The 19,686-nt window shown below is 64.7% G+C and carries 14 protein-coding genes, 1 tRNA gene and 2 rRNA genes; 8 read left to right on the top strand and 9 right to left on the bottom strand.

Annotated elements, in window-relative coordinates; translation table 11 throughout:
* Positions 1-128 precede the first annotated feature (128 nt).
* From DPQ64_RS13145 to DPQ64_RS13135, 3 genes are all read left to right on the top strand, one after another.
* Positions 129-3,046 (top strand): 23S ribosomal RNA (locus DPQ64_RS13145).
* A 131-nt stretch (positions 3,047-3,177) separates the two neighbouring features.
* Positions 3,178-3,299, top strand: a 5S ribosomal RNA gene (gene rrf / locus DPQ64_RS13140).
* A gap of 132 nt (positions 3,300-3,431) precedes the next feature.
* Positions 3,432-3,507, top strand: a tRNA-Cys gene (locus DPQ64_RS13135).
* Positions 3,508-3,619: 112 nt separating this feature from the next.
* Here DPQ64_RS13135 and DPQ64_RS13130 read toward each other — a convergent pair.
* Positions 3,620-4,372 carry a 5-formyltetrahydrofolate cyclo-ligase gene (locus DPQ64_RS13130; RefSeq protein WP_115864805.1) on the bottom strand — a complete coding sequence of 251 codons (753 nt, stop codon included), beginning with the start codon at positions 4,370-4,372 and terminating at the stop codon, positions 3,620-3,622.
* Positions 4,373-4,390: 18 nt separating this feature from the next.
* Positions 4,391-5,413 (bottom strand): Gfo/Idh/MocA family protein, encoded by a 1,023-nt coding sequence (locus DPQ64_RS13125; RefSeq protein ID WP_115864779.1) that lies wholly within the window; start codon positions 5,411-5,413, stop codon positions 4,391-4,393.
* Between the two features lie 146 nt (positions 5,414-5,559).
* Here DPQ64_RS13125 and DPQ64_RS13120 point away from each other — a divergent pair, with 146 nt between their 5' ends.
* Positions 5,560-6,369 carry a hypothetical protein gene (locus DPQ64_RS13120; protein ID WP_115864778.1) on the top strand — a complete coding sequence of 270 codons (810 nt, stop codon included), beginning with the start codon at positions 5,560-5,562 and terminating at the stop codon, positions 6,367-6,369.
* Positions 6,370-6,460: 91 nt separating this feature from the next.
* Here DPQ64_RS13120 and DPQ64_RS13115 read toward each other — a convergent pair whose 3' ends face one another.
* The 4 genes from DPQ64_RS13115 to DPQ64_RS13100 form a co-directional block, all read right to left on the bottom strand.
* Positions 6,461-6,661, bottom strand: coding sequence for a hypothetical protein (locus tag DPQ64_RS13115; RefSeq protein ID WP_115864777.1), 201 nt, complete (start codon positions 6,659-6,661; stop codon positions 6,461-6,463).
* A gap of 81 nt (positions 6,662-6,742) precedes the next feature.
* Positions 6,743-8,398 carry a tryptophan--tRNA ligase gene (locus tag DPQ64_RS13110; RefSeq protein WP_115864776.1) on the bottom strand — a complete coding sequence of 552 codons (1,656 nt, stop codon included), beginning with the start codon at positions 8,396-8,398 and terminating at the stop codon, positions 6,743-6,745.
* 86 nt (positions 8,399-8,484) lie between these two features.
* Positions 8,485-9,603 (bottom strand): tRNA-intron lyase, encoded by a 1,119-nt coding sequence (endA, locus tag DPQ64_RS13105; RefSeq protein WP_115864775.1) that lies wholly within the window; start codon positions 9,601-9,603, stop codon positions 8,485-8,487.
* 23 nt (positions 9,604-9,626) lie between these two features.
* Positions 9,627-10,433, bottom strand: a complete 807-nt coding sequence (locus tag DPQ64_RS13100) for a topoisomerase DNA-binding C4 zinc finger domain-containing protein (RefSeq protein ID WP_115864774.1) — start codon at positions 10,431-10,433, stop codon at positions 9,627-9,629.
* Between the two features lie 118 nt (positions 10,434-10,551).
* Between DPQ64_RS13100 and DPQ64_RS13095 the strand changes: the two genes are divergently transcribed.
* Entirely contained in the window at positions 10,552-11,193 is a 642-nt protein-coding gene (locus DPQ64_RS13095; protein WP_232820576.1) for an HAD family hydrolase, read from the top strand.
* 35 nt (positions 11,194-11,228) lie between these two features.
* On the opposite strand, the gene DPQ64_RS13090 is transcribed toward DPQ64_RS13095, so the two are convergent.
* The gene (locus DPQ64_RS13090) at positions 11,229-12,137 is read right to left on the bottom strand and encodes a GIY-YIG nuclease family protein (RefSeq protein ID WP_115864773.1); all 909 of its coding nucleotides are present in this window, start codon (positions 12,135-12,137) and stop codon (positions 11,229-11,231) included.
* Positions 12,138-12,581: 444 nt separating this feature from the next.
* Here DPQ64_RS13090 and DPQ64_RS13085 point away from each other — a divergent pair, with 444 nt between their 5' ends.
* Positions 12,582-14,942, top strand: coding sequence for a DEAD/DEAH box helicase (locus DPQ64_RS13085; RefSeq protein ID WP_115864772.1), 2,361 nt, complete (start codon positions 12,582-12,584; stop codon positions 14,940-14,942).
* A 37-nt stretch (positions 14,943-14,979) separates the two neighbouring features.
* Here DPQ64_RS13085 and DPQ64_RS13080 read toward each other — a convergent pair whose 3' ends face one another.
* Positions 14,980-16,380 carry an MATE family efflux transporter gene (locus tag DPQ64_RS13080; RefSeq protein WP_115864771.1) on the bottom strand — a complete coding sequence of 467 codons (1,401 nt, stop codon included), beginning with the start codon at positions 16,378-16,380 and terminating at the stop codon, positions 14,980-14,982.
* Between the two features lie 161 nt (positions 16,381-16,541).
* On the opposite strand from DPQ64_RS13080, the gene DPQ64_RS13075 reads away from it, so the two are divergent.
* The gene (locus DPQ64_RS13075; RefSeq protein WP_115864770.1) at positions 16,542-17,177 is read left to right on the top strand and encodes a class II aldolase/adducin family protein; all 636 of its coding nucleotides are present in this window, start codon (positions 16,542-16,544) and stop codon (positions 17,175-17,177) included.
* Between the two features lie 364 nt (positions 17,178-17,541).
* On the opposite strand, the gene DPQ64_RS13070 is transcribed toward DPQ64_RS13075, so the two are convergent.
* Positions 17,542-17,874: a DUF378 domain-containing protein gene (locus DPQ64_RS13070; protein ID WP_157971703.1), complete on the bottom strand. Its 333-nt coding sequence runs from the start codon at positions 17,872-17,874 to the stop codon at positions 17,542-17,544.
* A gap of 483 nt (positions 17,875-18,357) precedes the next feature.
* Here DPQ64_RS13070 and lipA point away from each other — a divergent pair, with 483 nt between their 5' ends.
* Positions 18,358-19,305, top strand: coding sequence for a lipoyl synthase (gene lipA, locus DPQ64_RS13065; protein WP_115864768.1), 948 nt, complete (start codon positions 18,358-18,360; stop codon positions 19,303-19,305).
* Positions 19,306-19,686: the final 381 nt, after the last annotated feature.

The raw sequence follows: 19,686 nt of genomic DNA, 5'->3' as shown, positions 1-19,686 counted from the left end.
TGAAAGCGCGGGTGGGAAGGGTTCGATGCACGCTCCCGACGACCACCGGGACGTGGCGATGACGACCGTATGTAAGTGCAATCCAGGCGTCCACTGGATCCGATTTACCGGGTCACAGTGCGATTCCAACAGCGTGGCTACTGTGCCAGCTGGTGGATGGCTCGGCTCGAGCGCCGAAGAAGGACGTGCCAAGCTGCGATAAGCCTGAGGGAGCCGCACGGAGGCGAAGAACTCAGGATCTCCTAATGGGAATCCCCTCGCAATTGCCTTGCGCAATGGGGAACGTCGAGAATTGAAACATCTTAGTATCGACAGGAAAAGAAACCGAATGGGATGTCGTCAGTAACTGCGAGTGAAAGCGACCCAGTCCAAACCGAAGCCTTCACGGGCAATGTGGTGTTCGGACTGACTCTCATCGCCTGAACGTTTTCGTGAAGTCTCTTGGAACAGAGCGCGATACAGGGTGAAAGCCCCGTAACGGAAGCAAGTAAGGCGTGCGTCAGCTCCAGAGTATCGGGGATTGGAAATTCCTCGTGAATATGGTCAGCATCGATGACCAAGACTAAACACGTCTCGAGACCGATAGCGAAAAAGTAGCGTGAGCGAACGCTGAAAAGCACCCCAAGAAGGGGGGTGCAATAGGGCCTGAAATCAGTTGGCGATGGAGCGACGGGGCACAAAAGGTCCTGTAGAAAACGACAGAGGCGCGAGCCTCCAGTAGGAACTACAGGAAGCCGGTGTTCCGTCGTGCGTTTTGAAAAACGAGCCAGGGAGTGTGTTGGTTTGGCGAGTCTAACCGGTGTATCCGGGAAGGCATAGGGAAACCGACATGGCCGCAGTCTTACGACGAGGGCCGCCGTGTTCAAGCGCGGGGAGTCAAACCGACACGACCCGAAACCGGATGATCTACGCGTGGGCAAGGTGAAGCGTACCGAAAGGCACGTGGAAGCCTGTTAGGGATGGTGTCCTACAATACCCTCCCGTGACCTACGTGTAGGGGTGAAAGGCCCATCGAATCCGGCAACAGCTGGTTCCAACCGAAACATGTCGAAGCATGACCTCTGCTGAGGTAGTCCGTGGGGTAGAGCTACCGATTGGGGGTGCAGACTCCGAGAGGAGTCGGCCCCCCTGTCGAACTCCAAACCTACGGACGCCGTTGACGCAGGGAATCCGGTGTGCGGGGTAAGCCTGTGCACCGTGAGGGAGACAACCCAGAGCTGGGTTAAGGTCCCAAAGTGCGGACTAAGTGCGATTGAAGGTGGTCCCGAGCCCTAGACAGCCGGGAGGTGAGCTTAGAAGCAGCTACCCTCTAAGAAAAGCGTAACAGCTTACCGGCCGAGGTTCGGGGCGCCCAAAATGATCGGGGCTCAAGTCCGCCACCGAGACCTGGCCGCACCCGTGACAGGGTGATCGAGTAGGTTGGCACTCCGTTCGGGTGGAAGCTCGGGTGAGAACTCGAGTGGACCGAATGGTGACGAAAATCCTGGCCATAGTAGCAGCGTTAGTCGGGTTAGAACCCCGACGGCCTAATGAGCAAGGGTTCCTCGGCAATGCTGATCAGCCGAGGGTTAGCCGGTCCTAAGTCTCGTCGCAGTTCGAGCGAGACAAAAGGGAAACGGGTTAATATTCCCGTGCCACCGTACAATAAAAGTCGACGCCTCGGGGTAAGTCAAGCCGGGCTATCGCCCGGTCGAACCGTCCAATTCCGTGGAAGCCGTAATGGCACGAAGCGGACGAACGGCGGAACAGCGCAAGTTGACCCAACCTGGGGCCCGTGAAAAGACGAGTACGGTGTCCGTACCGAGATCCGACACAGGTGCTCAGGCGGAGAAAGCCAAGGCCTGTCGGGAGCAACCGACGTTAGGGAATTCGGCAAGTTAGTCCCGTAAGTTCGCGATAAGGGATGCCTGCCCCGGATAGGGGCAGGTCGCAGTGACTCGGACGCTCCGACTGTCTAGTAACAACATAGGTGACCGCAAATCCGCAAGGACTCGTACGGTCACTGAATCCTGCCCAGTGCGGGTATCTGAACACTCGGTACAACGAGGCGAAGGACCCGTTAACGGCGGGGGTAACTATGACCCTCTTAAGGTAGCGTAGTACCTTGCCGCTTCAGTAGCGGCTTGCATGAATGGATCAACGAGAGCGTCACTGTCCCAACGTTGGGCCCGGTGAACTGTACGTTCCAGTGCGGAGTCTGGAGACCCCCAAGGGGAAGCGAAGACCCTATAGAGCTTTACTGCAGGCTGTCGCTGGGACACGGTCGCTGATGTGCAGCATAGGTAGGAGTCGTTACACAGGTACCCGCGCTAGCGGGCCACCGAGACATCATTGAAATACTACCCGTCAGTGACTGTGACCCTCACTCCGGGAGGAGGACACCGGTAGCCGGGCAGTTTGACTGGGGCGGTACACGCTCGAAAAGATATCGAGCGTGCCCCAAGATTTCCTCATCCGGGTCGGGAACCCGGAAGAGAGCGCAAGAGCAAAAGGAAGTCTGACAGTGTCCTGCACAACAAGGGACGCTGACGCGAAAGCGTGGTCTAGCGAACCTATCAGCCTGCTTGATGCGGGCGATAGATGACAGAAAAGCTACCTTAGGGATAACAGAGTCGTCACCCGCAAGAGCACATATCGACCGGGTGGCTTGCTACCTCGATGTCGGTTCCCTCCATCCTGCCCGTGCAGAAGCGGGCAAGGGTGAGGTTGTTCGCCTATTAAAGGAGGTCGTGAGCTGGGTTTAGACCGTCGTGAGACAGGTCGGCTGCTATCTATTGGGGGTGTTACGGTATCTGACGGGAACGGTCGTATAGTACGAGAGGAACTACGACTGGTCACCACTGGTTTACCGGTTGTCCGAGAGGGCACGTGCCGGGCAGCTACGTGACACGGGGTAAGAGCTGAACGCATCTAAGCTCGAAACCCACCTGGAAAAGAGATACCACCGAGACCACTCGTACAAGACGAGGTCGATAGGCTCGGGGTGTACGCGCCGAGGCAACGAGGCGTTTAGCCCGCGAGTACTAACTGGTCGAGCCAACACTCATATCGCATGGGATCCGCGCTGAATCCGGTAATTCGGATCCAGGCGCTATCTGGATTGCACTTACATACGGTCGTTACATCGAATCACCGACAACTGGTGTGCGTTCGCGGTTCGATTCCGCGAGTCGGCGTTAAGGCGGCCATAGCGGCGGGGCCACTCCCGTACCCATCCCGAACACGGAAGATAAGCCCGCCTGCGTTCCGACGAGTACTGGAGTGCGCGAGCCTCTGGGAAAACCGGTTCGCCGCCTGCCATTCATACTTCATTCAACCCTCGAACAGCCGTTGCGCTGTTCGGGGGTTGTTTGCATTTACGGCGACTCTTTCCGGCGGTTGTCGCCGAGGACCGCTATATTTAACCTCGGCGAGCGATTAGGACTATGTGCGCCAAGGTGGCAGAGTCCGGCCGAACGCAGCGGCCTGCAGAGCCGCCTACCGCCGGTTCAAATCCGGCCCTTGGCTTCCATCGGTTTCCGTACCACGTTTTCGTCGGCTGGCCTCGTGTCCTCACGTCGTTCGGACACTCGGCCACCGCTTCTCGAAAATTGAATCGTTCTGTTCGCCGGGTTGCCGATTAGTCCTCGCCGTCGAGTTGTCGTAGGATCGGGATCTCCGCGAACTGCTCAGCGTCGAGCTCGTCCCACGCAATCCGCACCGGTTTCGACTGCTCATCTCTCTCAGCACCCGAGCTGTCCCGAGGTTCCGGGGCATTCGTCTCAACGATCCGGTCGGGCGTGACGACCAGATCCATGGGCACGTCGTGAGCTACGACCGGGACGGACTCCTCGACGACCTGTCGCTCGTGGACTGTGGTGGCGGTGACCGTCCCGTCATCGACCAATCCGAACTCTCGCAGGACTGTGAATTCGAGGTCGCTGTACCCTTCGCCTTTCCCAATCCGTGCTCCTGCGGCGGTCACCGCGACGCTTCCTGACACGATCAGATCGACCGGGTCCATCTCGTCCGGACCGACCTGCCGGGCGTACTCTTCGACGTGGGAGACGGTCGGCGCGCTGTCGTACTCGTCGGGCGGAATCTCGACCGGGTCGAGTTCGTAGAACGGTTTCTCGTCCCGCAGCCGCGGCACCGCCATGTAGACGGTCTTGCCCTCGCGGAGCGCGCGCCGTCGAACTGGCAGTTGGGGTGCGTCGGGATTGGCCTTGACCGTGTCGGCGCTCGTCCACGCCTGGGTCTCGGCGAGGCGCTCTGCGGCCGCGTCGGCTCCCGCGAAGTTCGGAATGCGGCCGTGGGGCGGGAAGGGGAACCGGGCCTCACCGCTTTCGTCCAGTTCGTCCCAGACGCGCTCGCGCAACGCTTCCTTGTTCATCGACGCTTCGTCCATCGATCACTCCTCCTCTCTCTCCTCCACTGCAACGGGTTCGCCTCGCCGTGCGCTCTCGGATAGCGCGTCGACGACGGCCATGTTCCTGACGGCCTCGTCCGCGCTGGTTCGTGGGCGGTCGGGACCGTCCGCCGCTTCCGACGCGACGCATTCCGCGAAGTGGTCGACCTCCAGCCGGTACTGGTCGGTCGGCTCGAACTCCTCGACGGCGCGGCGACCGTCTACCTCGTACTCCAGTTCGGCACCGTCGTCGCCACGCGGAACGAACGCCTCGCGAGCTTCGAGCCAGCCGTCCTCGGCCTCCACGCGGTAGTACTGCGCGTCCGCGGTCTCGAACCCGCAGGAGATCTCCGCGGTCGCCCCCGCGGGGGCGCGTCCGCTCCCCTCGTACTCCAGCACGCCTGCGAGCGTCGTGTCCACGCCGTAGTCGCCCGCGTCGTGGCTCGTCGCGTACGCGCGGTCGGGCTCGCCGAGGAACAGCCGAGCCGCGCTGACCGCGTAGCAGCCGACGTCCATCAGGCTCCCGCCGGCGAGGTCGGGGTCGAGGCGGACGTTCTCCGGGTCGGCCATCGGGAACTGGAACGACGCCTTCACCGACCGGATTCCCCCTAACTCTTCGCGGGCGATGGTGGCTGCGCGCTCGGTTCTCGGATGGTAGCGGTACATGAACGCCTCCATCAGAGTTACGTCTCGCTCCGCGCAGTAGTCGCCGACCGCGCGGGCCTGCTGGGCGTCGACCGCGAGCGGCTTCTCGCAGAGGACGTGGAGGCCAGCGTCTGCGGCCCGCTTCGTCCACTCGGCGTGGAGCGCGTTCGGCAGCGGGTTGTACACCGCGTCGAGAGCGTCGTCCGCGAGCAGTTCCTCGTAGGAGCCGTAGGCGCGAGGGATCTCGAACTCCTCGGCGAACTGCTCGGCGCGGCCGCGCTCGCGCGAGGCGACCGCGCTGACCTCGTGTTCGGTCGCTTCGATGGCCGGGACGACCGCCGCGCGTCCGATGTTCGCCGTACTCAGGATGCCGAAGTTCACGTGCTGGCCAACGCGGTCCCGCCTCAAAAATCACACCTCGCTGGCCCGATAACGCACTGCCTCGCATCGAACCTACCAGAAACCAACGACTTCCTCTTCGCAGTCGAAAAGTAATCGTTAAACGGCGCGCGTCCGACGCTTCGGATATGCAAGGACGAGCCGCGACGGTGTACGCCGTCCTCTTCCTCGTCATCGCCGCAGGAGCCTACTCGCTCATCGGCGTGGCGGAGCAACCCGGGATCGACCTGGAGGGGGAGACGTACACCGAGGGGCAGAACGTGACCGTCAACGGCTACGAGTACAACGTCTCGTCGATCGGTGACGGCGAAGGGACGCTAGCCCGGGTCAACGAGTCGTCGGTGTACACCCAGTCGCTGGAGAACAACTCTACGACGCAGCTAGCCAACACTACCTATCGGGTGCTCATCCCGAACACGTCCGACCCGAACACGTTCACGCTCCGCGAGGAGTTCAACCTGAGCGAGAACGTCACGACGACGACCCAGGACGGTGTTCAGTACGTCGTCCAGAACGGCACTGACGGCAACCGGACGCTGGTCCCCCGCGATCAGTACGAGCGCCAGCAGTTCGGCGAGCCCGAGACGCGGGAGTTCGCGGAGAGCGACACCTTCGACTATCGCGGCAACGAGACCACGGTCACCAACGTCACGGTCGACGCGGCCCAGCTCCAGTACACCGCACCGCGAGCCCTCGAAACACCGCTCGTGGAGGGCAACGACGTCGACCTCGGGCCGGACGGGAACAACCAGACGTACGTCGCACACTTCCCCGACGACAGCACGCTTCAGCTCACGACGGACGTCGACGCCTACGACAATCAGGCCGAGGAGATCGACCACTTCAACGAGCGCATCGCCGGGCTGTGGGGCATCGTCATCCTGAGCGCCATCACGCTCGCGCTGCTGTTCGGGATGGCGTTCCTACCGAACAAGTAATCGTCGCGGAACCCCGCACGATTTTCCGCCGCTCGTTTCTGCCGTTCCGTTACGATTCGATTCTCTCGTAGCGTCGGCGCCGTTCGCCGATCTACTGTCGCGTGAGCCACGCCAGCCCCGCGCCGACGGCGATGGCGGCCACCGCGCCGAGCCCCTTTCCGAGCGCGAGCAGGACGCCGCCGGACTTGAGCGCTCCCGGCGTTCCGACGATGGTCGCGAGACCGACGAGGCCGAGCAGCGCGCCGATGCCGACGCCGAGCGGTTCGAGTCTGTCCGCAGTCGCTGTAGCCATGGGTAGAGCCTCCGGGCGCGAACTGTTAAATCGAACGGAACAAAGAGCGGAGCGGTGGTGGTAAGAGCCGAGAAGTCGCAATCAGTTCCGCTTGCGGTCGCTGTCCAACTCGATGTCGGCTTCCTCCAGCAGGTCTTCGACCTCCTCGCGCTTCTCCTGATGCTCGGCGAGGAACTCCTCCATCAGCTGGGCGGCCTGCTCCTTGCAGTCGCCACAGAGGCGTTCGCCGCCGACGCACTCGTCGTACACCTGCTTGGCGAACTCGTCGTCGTCGCCCGCGAGCAGGTAGGCGTACAGCTCGTAGACGGGGCACTCGTCCGCCCTCCCGCCGAGTTCGCGCTGCTTCTCGGCGGTCTCGCGTCCGCCCGTAGTTGCGGCCTTCACCTTGTCGTAGCCGTCCTCGGGGTCGTCGAGCAGGCTGATGTGGCTGGCCGGCACCGACGAGGACATCTTCCCGCCGGTGAGCCCGGTCATGAACCGGTGGTAGATCGACGAGGGCGCGACGAAGCCGTAGCCGCCGTGGTCGAGTTCGACCTCGCGGGCGAGGTCTTCGGCCGCTTCTCGCGAGAGGTCGAACGAGTCGACGTGTTCGTCGAAGACGCGCTTGTCGCCCTCGACTGCGTCGATCAGCGCCTCGAACGCCTCGTCGGTCGCGTTCCGGTCGAGGAATCGCACGCGGGGCCGCAGCGGTTCCTTGCCGGCCTCGCGGAGCTTGCCGACGATACGCTCGCGAACGTCGTCAGGGGCTATCTCCTCGATCAACCACTCCGCGGCGTCCTCGCACCGAACTGTCTCGTCCGTCTCGTCTCCACTCTCCTCGAGTTCGTCCGAGAGCGCAGCGTGGGCGGCCGCGAGGAGTTCGCGCTCCTCGGCGTCGGCCTCGAAGCTCGCGTACGCCTTCGTCACGCCGAAGAACTGGGTCCGAGCCGCGAGGTCCCGAGCCAGCCTGACGTGGGGGTCCTGGTCGGGACCGACCGGGATGACCGTGGGCTTGGGTTCGTCCAGTTGCGGGTAGAGGATGTCGGCCATCTGGGTCACCACGCTCTGCATGTGCGAGACGTTTGTCTCCCCGGAGAAGCCGTAGATGTTCTCCAGCTCCGAGAAGTTGGCGTGCGCGCCCAGCTCGAACGCCAAGTCCTGCACCTCGCGGTCGCCCGACTGGCGGTAGATGGTGCCCTCCTCGGGGTCGAACCCGAGCGCGAGCAGGGAGAGGAGGTAATCGCGTGCGTGCTCGTCGATCTCGTCCCACGACATCCCGCGGGCGCTGTTGGCTTCGAGGTCCGCGATGAGCGCGTAGGCGTCGCCGCCCTGCTGCTGGTGCCAGATGATCTCGTCGAACACCAGCTTGTGGCCGATGTGGGGGTCGCCGGTCGGCATGAATCCCGAAAGGGCCGCGAACGGCTCGTCGTTTTGCATCGCGTCGGCCACCCGCCGGTAGTCCCGATGGCCGAAGATGACCCCGCGGCGCATCAGGTAGTGAGGGTTGGGGACCTCGCCGAGCAGTTCGTCGAACTCCTCGATGCCGAACTCCTCGAACAGCTTCCGGTAGTCCGCGATGGTGTCCGACCCCCACGGGTCGAGCGTCGCGCCTTCCTCGGGTTCGGCTGCGTCGGTGCCGCCGTCTGGGAGTGCCCTACGACTCGCCGATTCGCCGGACCCCCGCCACTGCTCGCCCGACGCGTGGCTGTGGTCGTCGGACGATACCTCGATCTCGTGCGGGAGTTCGTCACCGGTCATAGCGTGTCGACTGGCGGCGAGCCAATCTACTTCACCGTAGGTGTTCGTCTGCACAAAAAGGGGTCGCTTCGGAGTCCCCGGCCACGTCAGGGCGTCAACCGCGCGACCGACAGCCACGACAGGCTGTCGCCGTCGACCAGCGCGAACACCATCCGCTTGCGCACGCCGTGGGCCAGTCGCACGTCGAGCGCGAGGTCCCGCGGCGAGAAGACGTGGTCGGCCGGGAGCACCCGCACCAGACACTCCGAGTGGCCGAGGTCCTCGACCGACGCCACGTCGGCGTAGGTCCGGAAGTCCGCGCCGAACTTGAACCCCGTCTTGGGGACGACGCCGCGATCGCGGAGCGCTCGGTACACCCGGAGTCGGCGGTCGAACCGCTCGCCCTCGACCGCGCGGCCGCGCTCCGCGAGCGCGGCCGCGCCGCCCTCGGTCGCCGCGCGGTCGCTCGTTCGTGCGTCGCGGTCGCCCCCGTCGACCGCGAGCGCACCCTCGCCGGCGAGGTACGCGGCCTCGACCAGCGAGAGCTGGAGCGCGTTTGGGAGGTTCCGATTCGGCTCGCGGTCCCAGAGCGGCTGGCCGTAGAACCCGCGCTGGTGGAGCCGTTCGGGCGGGTCCCACACCAGCACGCGGTCGTCGAGCAGGTCGGCCGGAACGTTCCGGGGGAGGTCGATCCCCGACGAGCCCCGGAGATCTGCGCGGTCGGTTTCGAGGTAGGTGATCTCGCTCTCTTCGTCGACGACGGCCAGCACCGCGTCGCCCAACTCGCTCGCAGGGACGTCCGCGCGCTCGTCCGCGACCCGAATTCGGTACAGCACCGCGTCGTCCCACGGCCCCTTGCCGCGGGGGTACACCACGAAGTCGGTGTTCGACCGCGGGGCCTCGACCCAGTCTTCGCGGGCGGGCGAGAGATAGAACCCTCGGTCGCGCAGGTCGGCGTAGACGAGGAAGCGAGTCGCAATCTCGTCGCCCTCCGCGGCGAGGAATTCCCGGAAGTCCATGCCCGCGTCGCCGGACTGCGTCCGGCTCTCCGTCGTGGTTCCCACGACGCGGTCGAGGTCGCCCTTGAACAGCAGGTAGGCGGCCTCGACGCGCGACAGCGCTATTTCCTGGCCTCCGAGCGGGCGGCCGTAGCCGCTGGAGTCGTAGTAGCGCTGGCGGGCGTCGCCGCCGATGACTACCTCACCGTCCCGCAGCCGTCCGTCCATGGTCGCGTTTCCGGGGCCGCGAGTCAAACGGTTTCCGGTGTCCTCGCGCAGTCGGCGTCGAGACAGCAGCCGTCGCTGTGCTCGGGAGGTTCCATCTCGGACCCCGAGCTGGTCGCACCGGACGCCGAGGCTTCGGCGTCCGGTGCGACCAGCGGGAGGCCACAATCGCAGGTCCCGACCACCGCCCGGTCGGGGAGCGCGAAGCTGGCCTCGCAGTCGGGGTAGTCGTCGCAGCCGAGGAACAGGGTGCGCTCGCGGAGCACCCGGAGGTCGCTACCGCAGTCCGGGCACGACCACTCGCGGTCGAACCGCTCGCGCACCGCGGCGTCGAGCTCCTCGCAGTTGCGGTCGACGCAAAGCTCGAATCGCGCGCCGCGCTCGACTGCCATCCGAGGCAGGCCGCAGTCACAGGTCGTCTCCAGCATCGCGGCGTCCCGTGGCAGGCCGTACTCGGCCGGGCAGTCGAGGCAGGTTATCGCCCCACGAGCGCGGACCAGACAGCCCGTGCAGTCCGGACAGAAGCCGACGTGGACGCCCGCCGAAGTTCCTTCGTGGCGCGCGTGGTCGCCCTCGCCGTGGCTCTCGACCCGGAGGCGCTCGCCGTCTTTCACCGCGACGAGTGCGAATCCGCCGTCGGGGCCACGCTCGCGATGGACCGCGTTCGCGCGGGTGAGCCACGCGACCGGCTGGTAGCCCCGAGCGTCGTGGACGAGAACGGTGCCGTCGGGCTTGTGGACGACTACGACGCGGCCGCGCTGGCGCTGTGGTTCGTCGTCGGCTCGAAACGTGGTGGTACACTCCCCGGCGTAGACGTGGATGGATTCGGTCACGGGCCGGTTTGGTCCCGCCCTCGGATTTAAACTCTAGCACGAATGGGTGAATCGAAGCTCCGAAGTCGGTCGCGCTTCGGAGACAACGCCTTTCCCCTCCCGCGCCGTGCGTCCAGCCGTGCAATCGAAGGCCGTGCTGTTCGACATGGACGGCGTCGTGGTGGACTCCGAGCGCTACTGGGTCGAACTGGAGGCGGAACTCTACCCCGAAGTCGTCGCGGAGTCGGTCTCGACCGAGGAGACGACCGGGATGAACTTCCGGGAGATCTACGACTACCTCGACGACGAGTACGAGACGACCGCGAGCAAGGACGAATTCGTCGCGCGCTACGAGGAAGCGGCCCGCGACATCTACGGCGAGCGCGTCGTGCTCATGGACGGCTTCCGCGAACTCGCGGCCGACCTCCGCGAGGACGGCCGAGCGGTCGCGCTGGTCTCCTCGTCGCCCCACGACTGGATCGACCGGATGCTCGACCGGTTCGACCTCCGCGACGACTTCGACGCAGTCGTCAGCGCCGAGGAGATCGACGGCGCGAGCAAGCCCGACCCCGGCGTGTACGAGTACGCCGCCGAGCAGTTGGGCGTGAACCCCGACGAGTGCATCGCCGTCGAGGATTCGGAGAACGGGGTCGAGTCGGCGAAAGCCGCCGGGATGCGGATGGTCGGATACCGTAATCAGTCGGATGCGGAACTGGAGTTGTCGGCGGCGGATGCGGTGGTCGAGTCGCCCGGGGAGTTACAGGAAACACTGGTGGAGTAATCTCCTTCTAAACCACTTTACTATTTTTAACCAGACTACATCTCGTCCGAATATGCAAACAGTCCTTCGCGGTCATCAAGCTCTCGTGCTCGTTCTCCCTCTAGACTTTCGGCTGTAGACCTTGAACTACACGTCTGAATCTCTACAAGCTGTTTTGGGCTAAAATTCGTAGTGAAGTCAACTCCACTTGCCGCCGTTCCGATATCGTGTTGGCGAAGACGGTCCGTAATGTTGTTCGTAGAACCAACGTAGTAGATATGCTGGTCATCATTGAGTGCTTTAGCCGCCCGTTCTTTCACGTCCAAACGTGATATTCCAGATGTAATTTTCGTTTCTACAGCGCACCGAAGATTTCGTACTTTCTCACTTTCGTTTTCACCAGTATCCGGCGTACAGTCAAGGACATAAACAAAGTACGGTGAACTCCCACCGTTGGAGTTTTGATCTAACCATTGAGCGACTTCCTTTTGGTAGTCCCCCGTAAGTTCTACAATTGTATCGAAGGAGGAGCTCGTAGATCGCTTCCGTCTTGGAGGGTCACTAACAAAGTCATCTGCCTCATCTGGAAGTGATGTTGGAATGTGTTCGCCGGTACCTCGTTTCTGTCCACTTTCGTAAGCATCTATAGCAGTAATGCATTCCGCGAAATCCCGCTTCTTGAGCGTTAGGACCCGTTCGTAGAGTGGACGCCCGACTTGTTTGTGAAGCAGGAATTTAAGAGCGGTAGCGTTCTTCTTCACTGGTTTCCAGTCCTCAGCGTAGTTTTCGCTCTCTTGAGCGTAGTCTCTTGGAGAGTAGTTAGGAGCTATCCTTTCAAACATGGCCTCGGTCAACGGATTCACACTGGTTGTCTTCTCACCCAGTTTATCTGACAGTATGTCGATGAGTTCGTCTTTCCTGTTGTTTGTATGCAGTCTACCGATCTGATCCCGAAAGTCAGCCATTGAATTGGGAATTTCTGCACATTCTACTGTATTGAACCTTCCGGAGAAGAAGAATTATTTCCTCCTCTAGAATTCCTGTACTTGTGTGTTTCCTATCAACTTTCCGCTGGGGCTGCATTGAGCTATCTACCTCCGATGCCTATGAGAGACAGTACCTTGTCCTCCCTAGCCTCCTGCGGTCCTCGTCCCTCGCACGGATGATGGCGCGGCACGGAGGCCGCGCCGTCAGCGCACGCGCTGACGAGCCTCGACTCGTTTCACTCCTTGAGACGCCGTGGGAGCGACGCTCCCACGAGCCTGCGATCGGCGCCCTCGCGAAGACGCCAGCATGCGCCGAGATGGGAGGGTAGCGGTCACCAAACGAGCCGAACCGCTACCGTGGGTCACAACCTGTCCGCGACCATAGAGAAACGCCTTTCCCGTCTCGACGCCGTGAGACGAACGATGGAAGTCGCCGAGGCCGTCCCCGACCCGGAGTTCGTCGACGTGTTCCCGTTCGAGGAGTTCAACTCGATGCAGCGGGAGGTCGTCGAGGCGCTGGTCGAGACCGGCGAGAACGTGGTGGCGAGCGCGCCGACCGCCAGCGGGAAGACCGCGCTGGCGGAACTCGCCATCTGTCGGACGCTGCAGGCCGGCGGCACCGCCCTCTTCGTCGCGCCGATGCGCGCGCTGACCAACGAGAAGGAGAGCGAGTGGGAGCGCTTCGAGGATCTGGGCTACTCGGTGTACGTCGTCACGGGCGAGCGCGACCTCAACCCGCGACGGGCCGAGCGCGCAGACATCCTCGTGATGACGCCCGAGAAGGCCGATTCGGCCACTCGGAAGCACGACTCGCGCCGGTACGCGTTCATCCGCGAGGTCGACTGTTGCGTCATCGACGAGGTCCACCTGCTCGACTCGGACAAGCGCGGAAGCGTCCTCGAAGTCACCGTCTCGCGACTCCGGCGGCTCTGCGACCCGCGAGTCGTCGCGCTCTCGGCCACGATGCCGAACGTCTCGGACGTGGCCGATTGGCTCGACGCGCCACGGGAGACCACGTTCCAGTTCGGCGACGACTACCGACCGGTCGACCTCCACTCGGGCGTCGAGACGTACACCCACGGCGACAACTCGTTCGCGGACAAGTACCGCCGACTCTACCGTGCGCTCGACCTCGCCGAGCCACACATCCGCGACGACGGGCAGGCGCTCGTGTTCGTCTCCTCCCGCCAGGACACCGTGCAGGCCGCCAAGAAGGCCCGCGATGAGGTGGCCGAGCGCGACATCCCGATGGGGGCCCGCGGCGACTACGACCTCCACAACGACGCGAGCGACCTCCAGAACGACACGCTCCGCAAGTCCGTGCTCGACGGCGTGGCGTTCCACCACGCGGGCCTCTCGAAGGCCGACAAGGACCGCGTCGAGGAGTGGTTCAAGCAGGGCAAGATAGACCTCCTCTTCTCGACCTCGACGCTGGCGTGGGGCGTCAACCTGCCCGCCCGGTGCGTGGTGCTCCGGGACACGAAGATCCACGACCCGCTCGAAGGCGAGGTCGACATGAGCCCGCTCGACGTGCTCCAGATGCTCGGCCGGGCCGGACGCCCGGAGTACGACGACGTGGGCTACGGTTGGGTCGTCACCGACCGCGCGGAGGCCGACAAGTACCGCCGACTCCTCCGGGAGGGCAAAGAGATCGAGTCCAGACTGGCCGACGACCTCGACGCCCACCTCAACGCCGAGATCGCGATGGGCACCATCCGGGACCTGGGCGACGTGATGGACTGGCTCGAAACCACCTACTACTACGTCCGGGCCCGTTCGGAGCCCGAAGCGTACGGTCTCGACGACGTTCGGGCCGACCTCCGCGACCACGTCCGGTCGGCGCTCGACCGGCTCGACCGGCGGGGTTTCGTGGCAATCGGCGACGATCTGGGCGTCTCGGCCACCCCGCGCGGCCGACTCGCCTCGAAGTTCTACCTCCGGCTCGACACCGCCGAGGAGTTCTCCGACCTCGCCGACCGCGAAGTCGTCGGGACCGTCGACGTGCTCCGAACCGTCGCGGACGCCGCGGAGTTCGACAGCGTGAGCGCCCGCCAGTCCGAGCGCGAGGCGGTCGGCTCCGTACTGGCGGGCCGGGACGCCGACGACCTCGACCCCGGTCCACGGAAGGTGTTCGCCATCCTCGACGCCACGATGTCGGGCTCGACGCCCGCCGAACTCCGCTCGGACTCGTGGGTTATCAAGCAGAACGCGCTCCGACTGCTCGCTGCCCTCCGGGCGTTCCTCGACCGGTTCGACAGGCCGCGAGCCGCCAACCTCGCCCGCCGGGTCGAGGCCCGCATCGAACACGGCGTGAGCGCGGAGGCGGTCGGCCTCACGGCCATCGACGGCGTGGGGTCGGGCCGCGCGAGCAAGCTGGCGAAAGAAGGCATCGCTACGCCCGCGGACGTTCGCGCCGCCGGGGAAGACGGTCTCGTGGACGCGGGCCTGTCGGCGGGGGTCGCCGAGGCGGTGCTCGAAAGCGCTCGCGAACTGCCCCGGATCGAGATCGAGTGGGGCGCGTTCCCGGATTCGGTCCCCCGCGGCGAGAACGACATGCGCGAGGTGACGGTCCGCAACGACGGTGCGGGCGGGCAGGCCGCGGTCCGGGTGACGGTCAACGGCGTCGAGATGACCGCGACGTCGACGTACCTCGACGGCGAGACGACCGTCCCGGTCGGCGTCTTCGGTGGGAGCGACGACGAGATGGCCTACGAAGTCGAGGTCGCGTTTCCGGAACTCCCGCTGCTCCCGACCACCGACTGGCGGACGGTCCAGGTGGCGTAGGTCTTCGACTTCTCGACGGTGTCGGCAGTAGAAGACGTCAGTCCGCGCTGGCACCGCTGGCCTGCTCGGCGGCCCGCTCGAGCATGCCGTTGTTCGTCGTGTAGTAGTAGTACAGGGCTGCACCCACCGCGCCGACGACGTTCGAGATGGTGACCGCCCAGAACACCGCGTGGACGCCGTAATCGAGCAGCAGTGCGCCCGCGGCGGCGATGGGGAGTCGAACCGCCCAGTACTTCAGCAGGTCGGCGACCATGCTCACCTTCGTCCGGCGCGCGCCGTTGAACCCGGCGTTGAACATGTACATCGCGCCGATGGCCCAGTAGCCGAGCGCGAGGATCTTCAGGTAGTCGACGCTCAGCGCGAAGCCCTGGGGCGTCATGTCCTCGACGAAGACGTTGACGATGAGCCCCGGCCCGAACCACTGGAGGAGTCCCGCGAAGCCGAGCGCGCCCGCCGCGACGGCCGCCCCGATCCACGTCGTCCGGCGGGCGCGGCCGGGGTTGTCGGCCCCGAGGTTCTGTCCGACGATGCTCTGGGCTGCGCCGGACAGACCCTGCGCGGGGATGAACGCGACCGCGGCGACCCGCGCGCCGATGGTGTAGGCCGCGAGCCCGGCCGGGCCGCTCACCGCCGAGACGACCGCGATGATGAGGATCCGGACCGACTGGCTGGCGACCATCTGTCCCCCGCGCGGGAGCCCGATGTCGAGGATCTCACGGTACTCCGCGAGGTCGAAGCCGGCCGCCCGGCGGGTGAACCGGTAGCCGTCGCGACCGCGGAGATACAGCGCCAGCGCAATGGCGAATCCGACGGTGTAGCCGGCCACGGTCGCCAGCGCAGCGCCCTCGACCCCCAGCTCGGGGAACGGCCCCCAGCCGAGGATGAGGAACGGGTCGAGCCCGAGGTTGACGACGACCGCGGCGACGTTCGAGTACATCGCGGCCCGCGAGTCGCCCCACCCGACGAACCCGCCTTCGAGAGCGTCGCTCATCGCCATGACGGTGTAGCCGAGCATGTACGTCGCGAGGTACTCGGTGGCGAGCGGGACGACCTCGTCGCCGGACACGACGACCTCGACGATGGTGCCCGCGTTGAGCGCGACGAGGGCGGTGACGATGACCCCGACGCCGAGGGAGAGTGTGACTCCGTGGAAGGCCGCCCGGCGGGCGGCGTGCTGGTCGGCCGCGCCGATGCGCTGAGAGACGAGCACTTGCGTCCCGGTGAGCATGACGATCCCGGCGCTCCCGACGAGCGCGATGATCGGGAAGTTGAGCCCCACGGCGGCGACCGCGTTCTCGCCGAGGCGTCCGACCCAGAAGGTGTCGACCACGTTCTGGACGACCTGCACGAGGTTCTGGACCACGAGCGGCGCTGCGAGAACAAGCAGTGACCGAACGAGCGAACCCTCGGTAATCTCCTCGCGCGAGGCGTCGACCATTGTTTACCCGTCTATATTGGTGATAGAATTATGTAATCACTTATAATTTCTTCGATACGTATTAGGTTCGAAGCGCGACGAGTCACGAAAAGCCACGACATCCTGTCACGCATCGGGCCGGGGAGAATATATAGGTACCCCGCCATTGGCCGAACGTATCCATGCTCGGAGCGGAACGCCGCGCCGTCGCCACGCGCGCGTCGGACCTGATCTCACTCACGCCCGGCCGGACGGGCAACCTGAGCGTCCGCCGGGACGACCGGTTCGCCGTCACGCCGACCGGGGTCGCCTACGACCGCATCGAGGCCCCCGATGTGCCGGTCGTCTCGCTCGCGGGCGAGCAGGTCGCAGGGGCGGCCGCGCCGTCGAGCGAGACGCCGATGCACACCGCCATCTACCGAGAGTTCGAGCCGGGAGCCATCGTCCACACCCACTCGCCGTGGGCCTCGACGCTCGCCATCCTCCACGAGCCGATCCCGCCGGTCCACTACATGCTCGCGCTGGCCGGCACGACCGTCCCGGTCGCCGACTACGCGACCTACGGCACGGAAGCGCTCGCCGAGAACGCGGTCGAAGCGATGCGCGAGGCCGACGCCGAGGCGTGCCTGCTCGCCAATCACGGCCTGCTCGTCACGGGCGAGGACGCCGACGCCGCGCTCGAAACGGCCGTCAACGTGGAGTACACGGCCCGAATCTACTGTCAGGCCCGCGCGCTCGGGACCCCGGTCGAGTTGAGCGCCGAGGAGATGGGCGAGGTGGCCGAGAAGTTCGAGAGCTATGGGCAGGACGACGAGTAGCGCGTCCGTCGTCGATTTCTGATGGCCGCTCTTTCAGCAAGTCGCGCCCGGTGACTCTATCGGTAGCGTGCGCTCGGTGTCCTAACCGTCAGGGACGCGCTCGGTGATCCGGTCAGCAGGACCGCGCTCGGTGTATCTTTCTCCTTGGCGCCCTAGTGCGCGAGGGAGGCGGTCGCTTTTATGCGACCGCCGAGGCTGGGGAGGTCCGAGAGGCCCGCGGTTGCGGTTGCGGTGCGGTCGCGCCTAGGCTCAAGCTGAAGCTAGCTCCGTTCGATTATCCAGCCGTCCTACTCACTCGACCCCGGCCACGTAAAACTCGGCTGCGTAAAATTCGACCGCACGAACCTCAAACCCCGCTCCGTCGTCAGGACTCGGTGTTGTCGGTCCCGGCGTCGCTCTGGTCGGTCCGGGAGTCGGTTCGCGTGGCGTCGCGCCGGCGTCGCTCGCGGGTGGCTCGCCGACTCGCTCGCGCCATCTTGGAGGCGGTGTACAGCAGGTAGATGCCGGACGCGCCCACGAGCACGTAGATGAGGTACTCGACGGTCTCGGCGGGGCCGGGCTGGAAGATGGGGTCGAGAACCACGTTCACGACGTTCACGGGGTCGCCGGTCAGCCCGGTCACGCCGAGGATGCCCCACGTCACCGCGCCGACGACGACGAGGACGATGGCGAGCCAGTCGAGGAAGTTGGTGTTCATGCTCGGTGGTTGGCGTTCGACGGGCTTTGTTATTCGCTCCTTAGGAACGCGGAAGGCCATCGTACCACGTTCCGGTTCGTTGCACGGGATTTCGGGTGGCGATTTCGGTTGCGTGAGTGGTTCTACTTGTGTCACTGAGCACTGCGACTGCACAGCAACTGTGACTGCAATTATGGCGTAATCGAGTCAGCTAGCTTCTGCTTGCGCCTCGGCACGACCGCACGGCAACAACACCGCGCCTCGTCCTCCCCAGCCTCCTGCGTTACTCACTCCGCTTCGCTCCGTTGCGTTACTCGTCCCTCGCGCGCGTTGCTCGCGGTTGCACCGCTCGCTTTCGCGGCGCTTCGCGCCGCGCTACTGCTCGTGCGCGCCGAATCGACTAATAATAGTGGACAGTCGAAATAATAGAGGTCAGACGATGAGCGTCGACGCGATTGCCCGAATACCCTATCCTTTTCACCACCCGAATCCAACACCCGGTCAATGAGCCGTCGCCGGAAACCCGACTGGCTGAAGATGCGGCCGCCGTCGGGCCAGGAGTTCACGGGCATCAAGCAGACGCTCAGGGACCACGACCTCAACACGGTCTGCGAGGAGGCCAACTGCCCGAATCTGGGCGAGTGCTGGAGCGGCAAGAACTCCGACTCCGGCGGCACCGCGACGTTCATGCTGATGGGCGACCAGTGCACCCGCAACTGCGGCTTCTGTGACGTGGACACCGGCGGCGGACAGCCCCTCGACCCCGACGAGCCTGCGAACGTCGCCAGCGCGGTCGCGGAGATCGGCCTCGACTACGTCGTGCTCACGTCGGTCGACCGCGACGATCTGGAGGGGCAGGGCGCGGCCCACTTCGCCGAAACGATCCGGGAGATCAAGGAGCGCGATCCCTCGATCCTCGTCGAGGTCCTGATCCCGGACTTCCAGGGCGAAGAGGCGCTGATTCAGAAGATCATCGACGCCGAGCCGGACGTGATCGCGCACAACGTCGAGACCGTCGAGCGCCTCCAGCAGCCGGTCCGGGATCCGCGCGCCGGCTACGAGCAGAGCCTCGCGGTCCTCGAACAGGTCGAGCGCGAGTCCGACGTGTACACCAAGACCAGCCTGATGCTCGGCGTCGGCGAGTACGACCACGAGGTGTACCAGACCCTGAGCGACCTCCGCGAGGCGGACGTGGACGTGGTGACGCTCGGCCAGTACCTCCAGCCGTCGCGCGAGCACCTCGACGTGTCGACGTACGTCCACCCCGCTAAGTTCGACACGTGGCGGCGGGTCGCCGAGGACGAACTCGGCTTCCTCTACTGCGCCAGCGGACCGATGGTTCGGTCGTCGTACAAGGCCGGCGAACTGTTCGTCGACGCCGTGGTGCGGGACGGCAAGTCGGTCGAGCAGGCGCGTCGGGAGGCGCGAGGCGGCGTACCCGCCTCGGACTGACCGAGCGGGGAGGAGCAAAGCGACGACCCGCGAGGCCCGCAGGGCCTCCGTGTCGGCGAACGGCGGAGCCGTAAGCCGCGAGGCGCGAGGCGGCGCAGCAGCCTCGGACGGTCCCCCGTTTCGTCCTGCATATCGCCGATTCTGCGGTTGCCTGACCACTGTTAACACTTCACTTTCGGTTCCCGAAATAATTGCTGTTCGTTCAACCTACCCCGTCGAAAGTCCAGTACCGTTCGGTGGACGACGGTTCTATCTCGAAAAAGTTTAGGAATACAGGATTTGGGCGCGGAAAGTGGATGTTCGGGTGGGAACGCACCCCAAGAATCGTACCTATGGAAAGTTGGTTACGAAAACCCTATTACGCCTCCGGGTGACCTATTG

Origin of the sequence: Halorussus litoreus, from assembly GCF_003382685.1 — an archaeon.
In the GTDB taxonomy this organism is placed as follows: Archaea; Halobacteriota; Halobacteria; order Halobacteriales; family Haladaptataceae; genus Halorussus; species Halorussus litoreus.
Note: the sequence above shows the minus strand (reverse complement) of the source record. Positions and strands in the feature narration are given on the sequence as shown.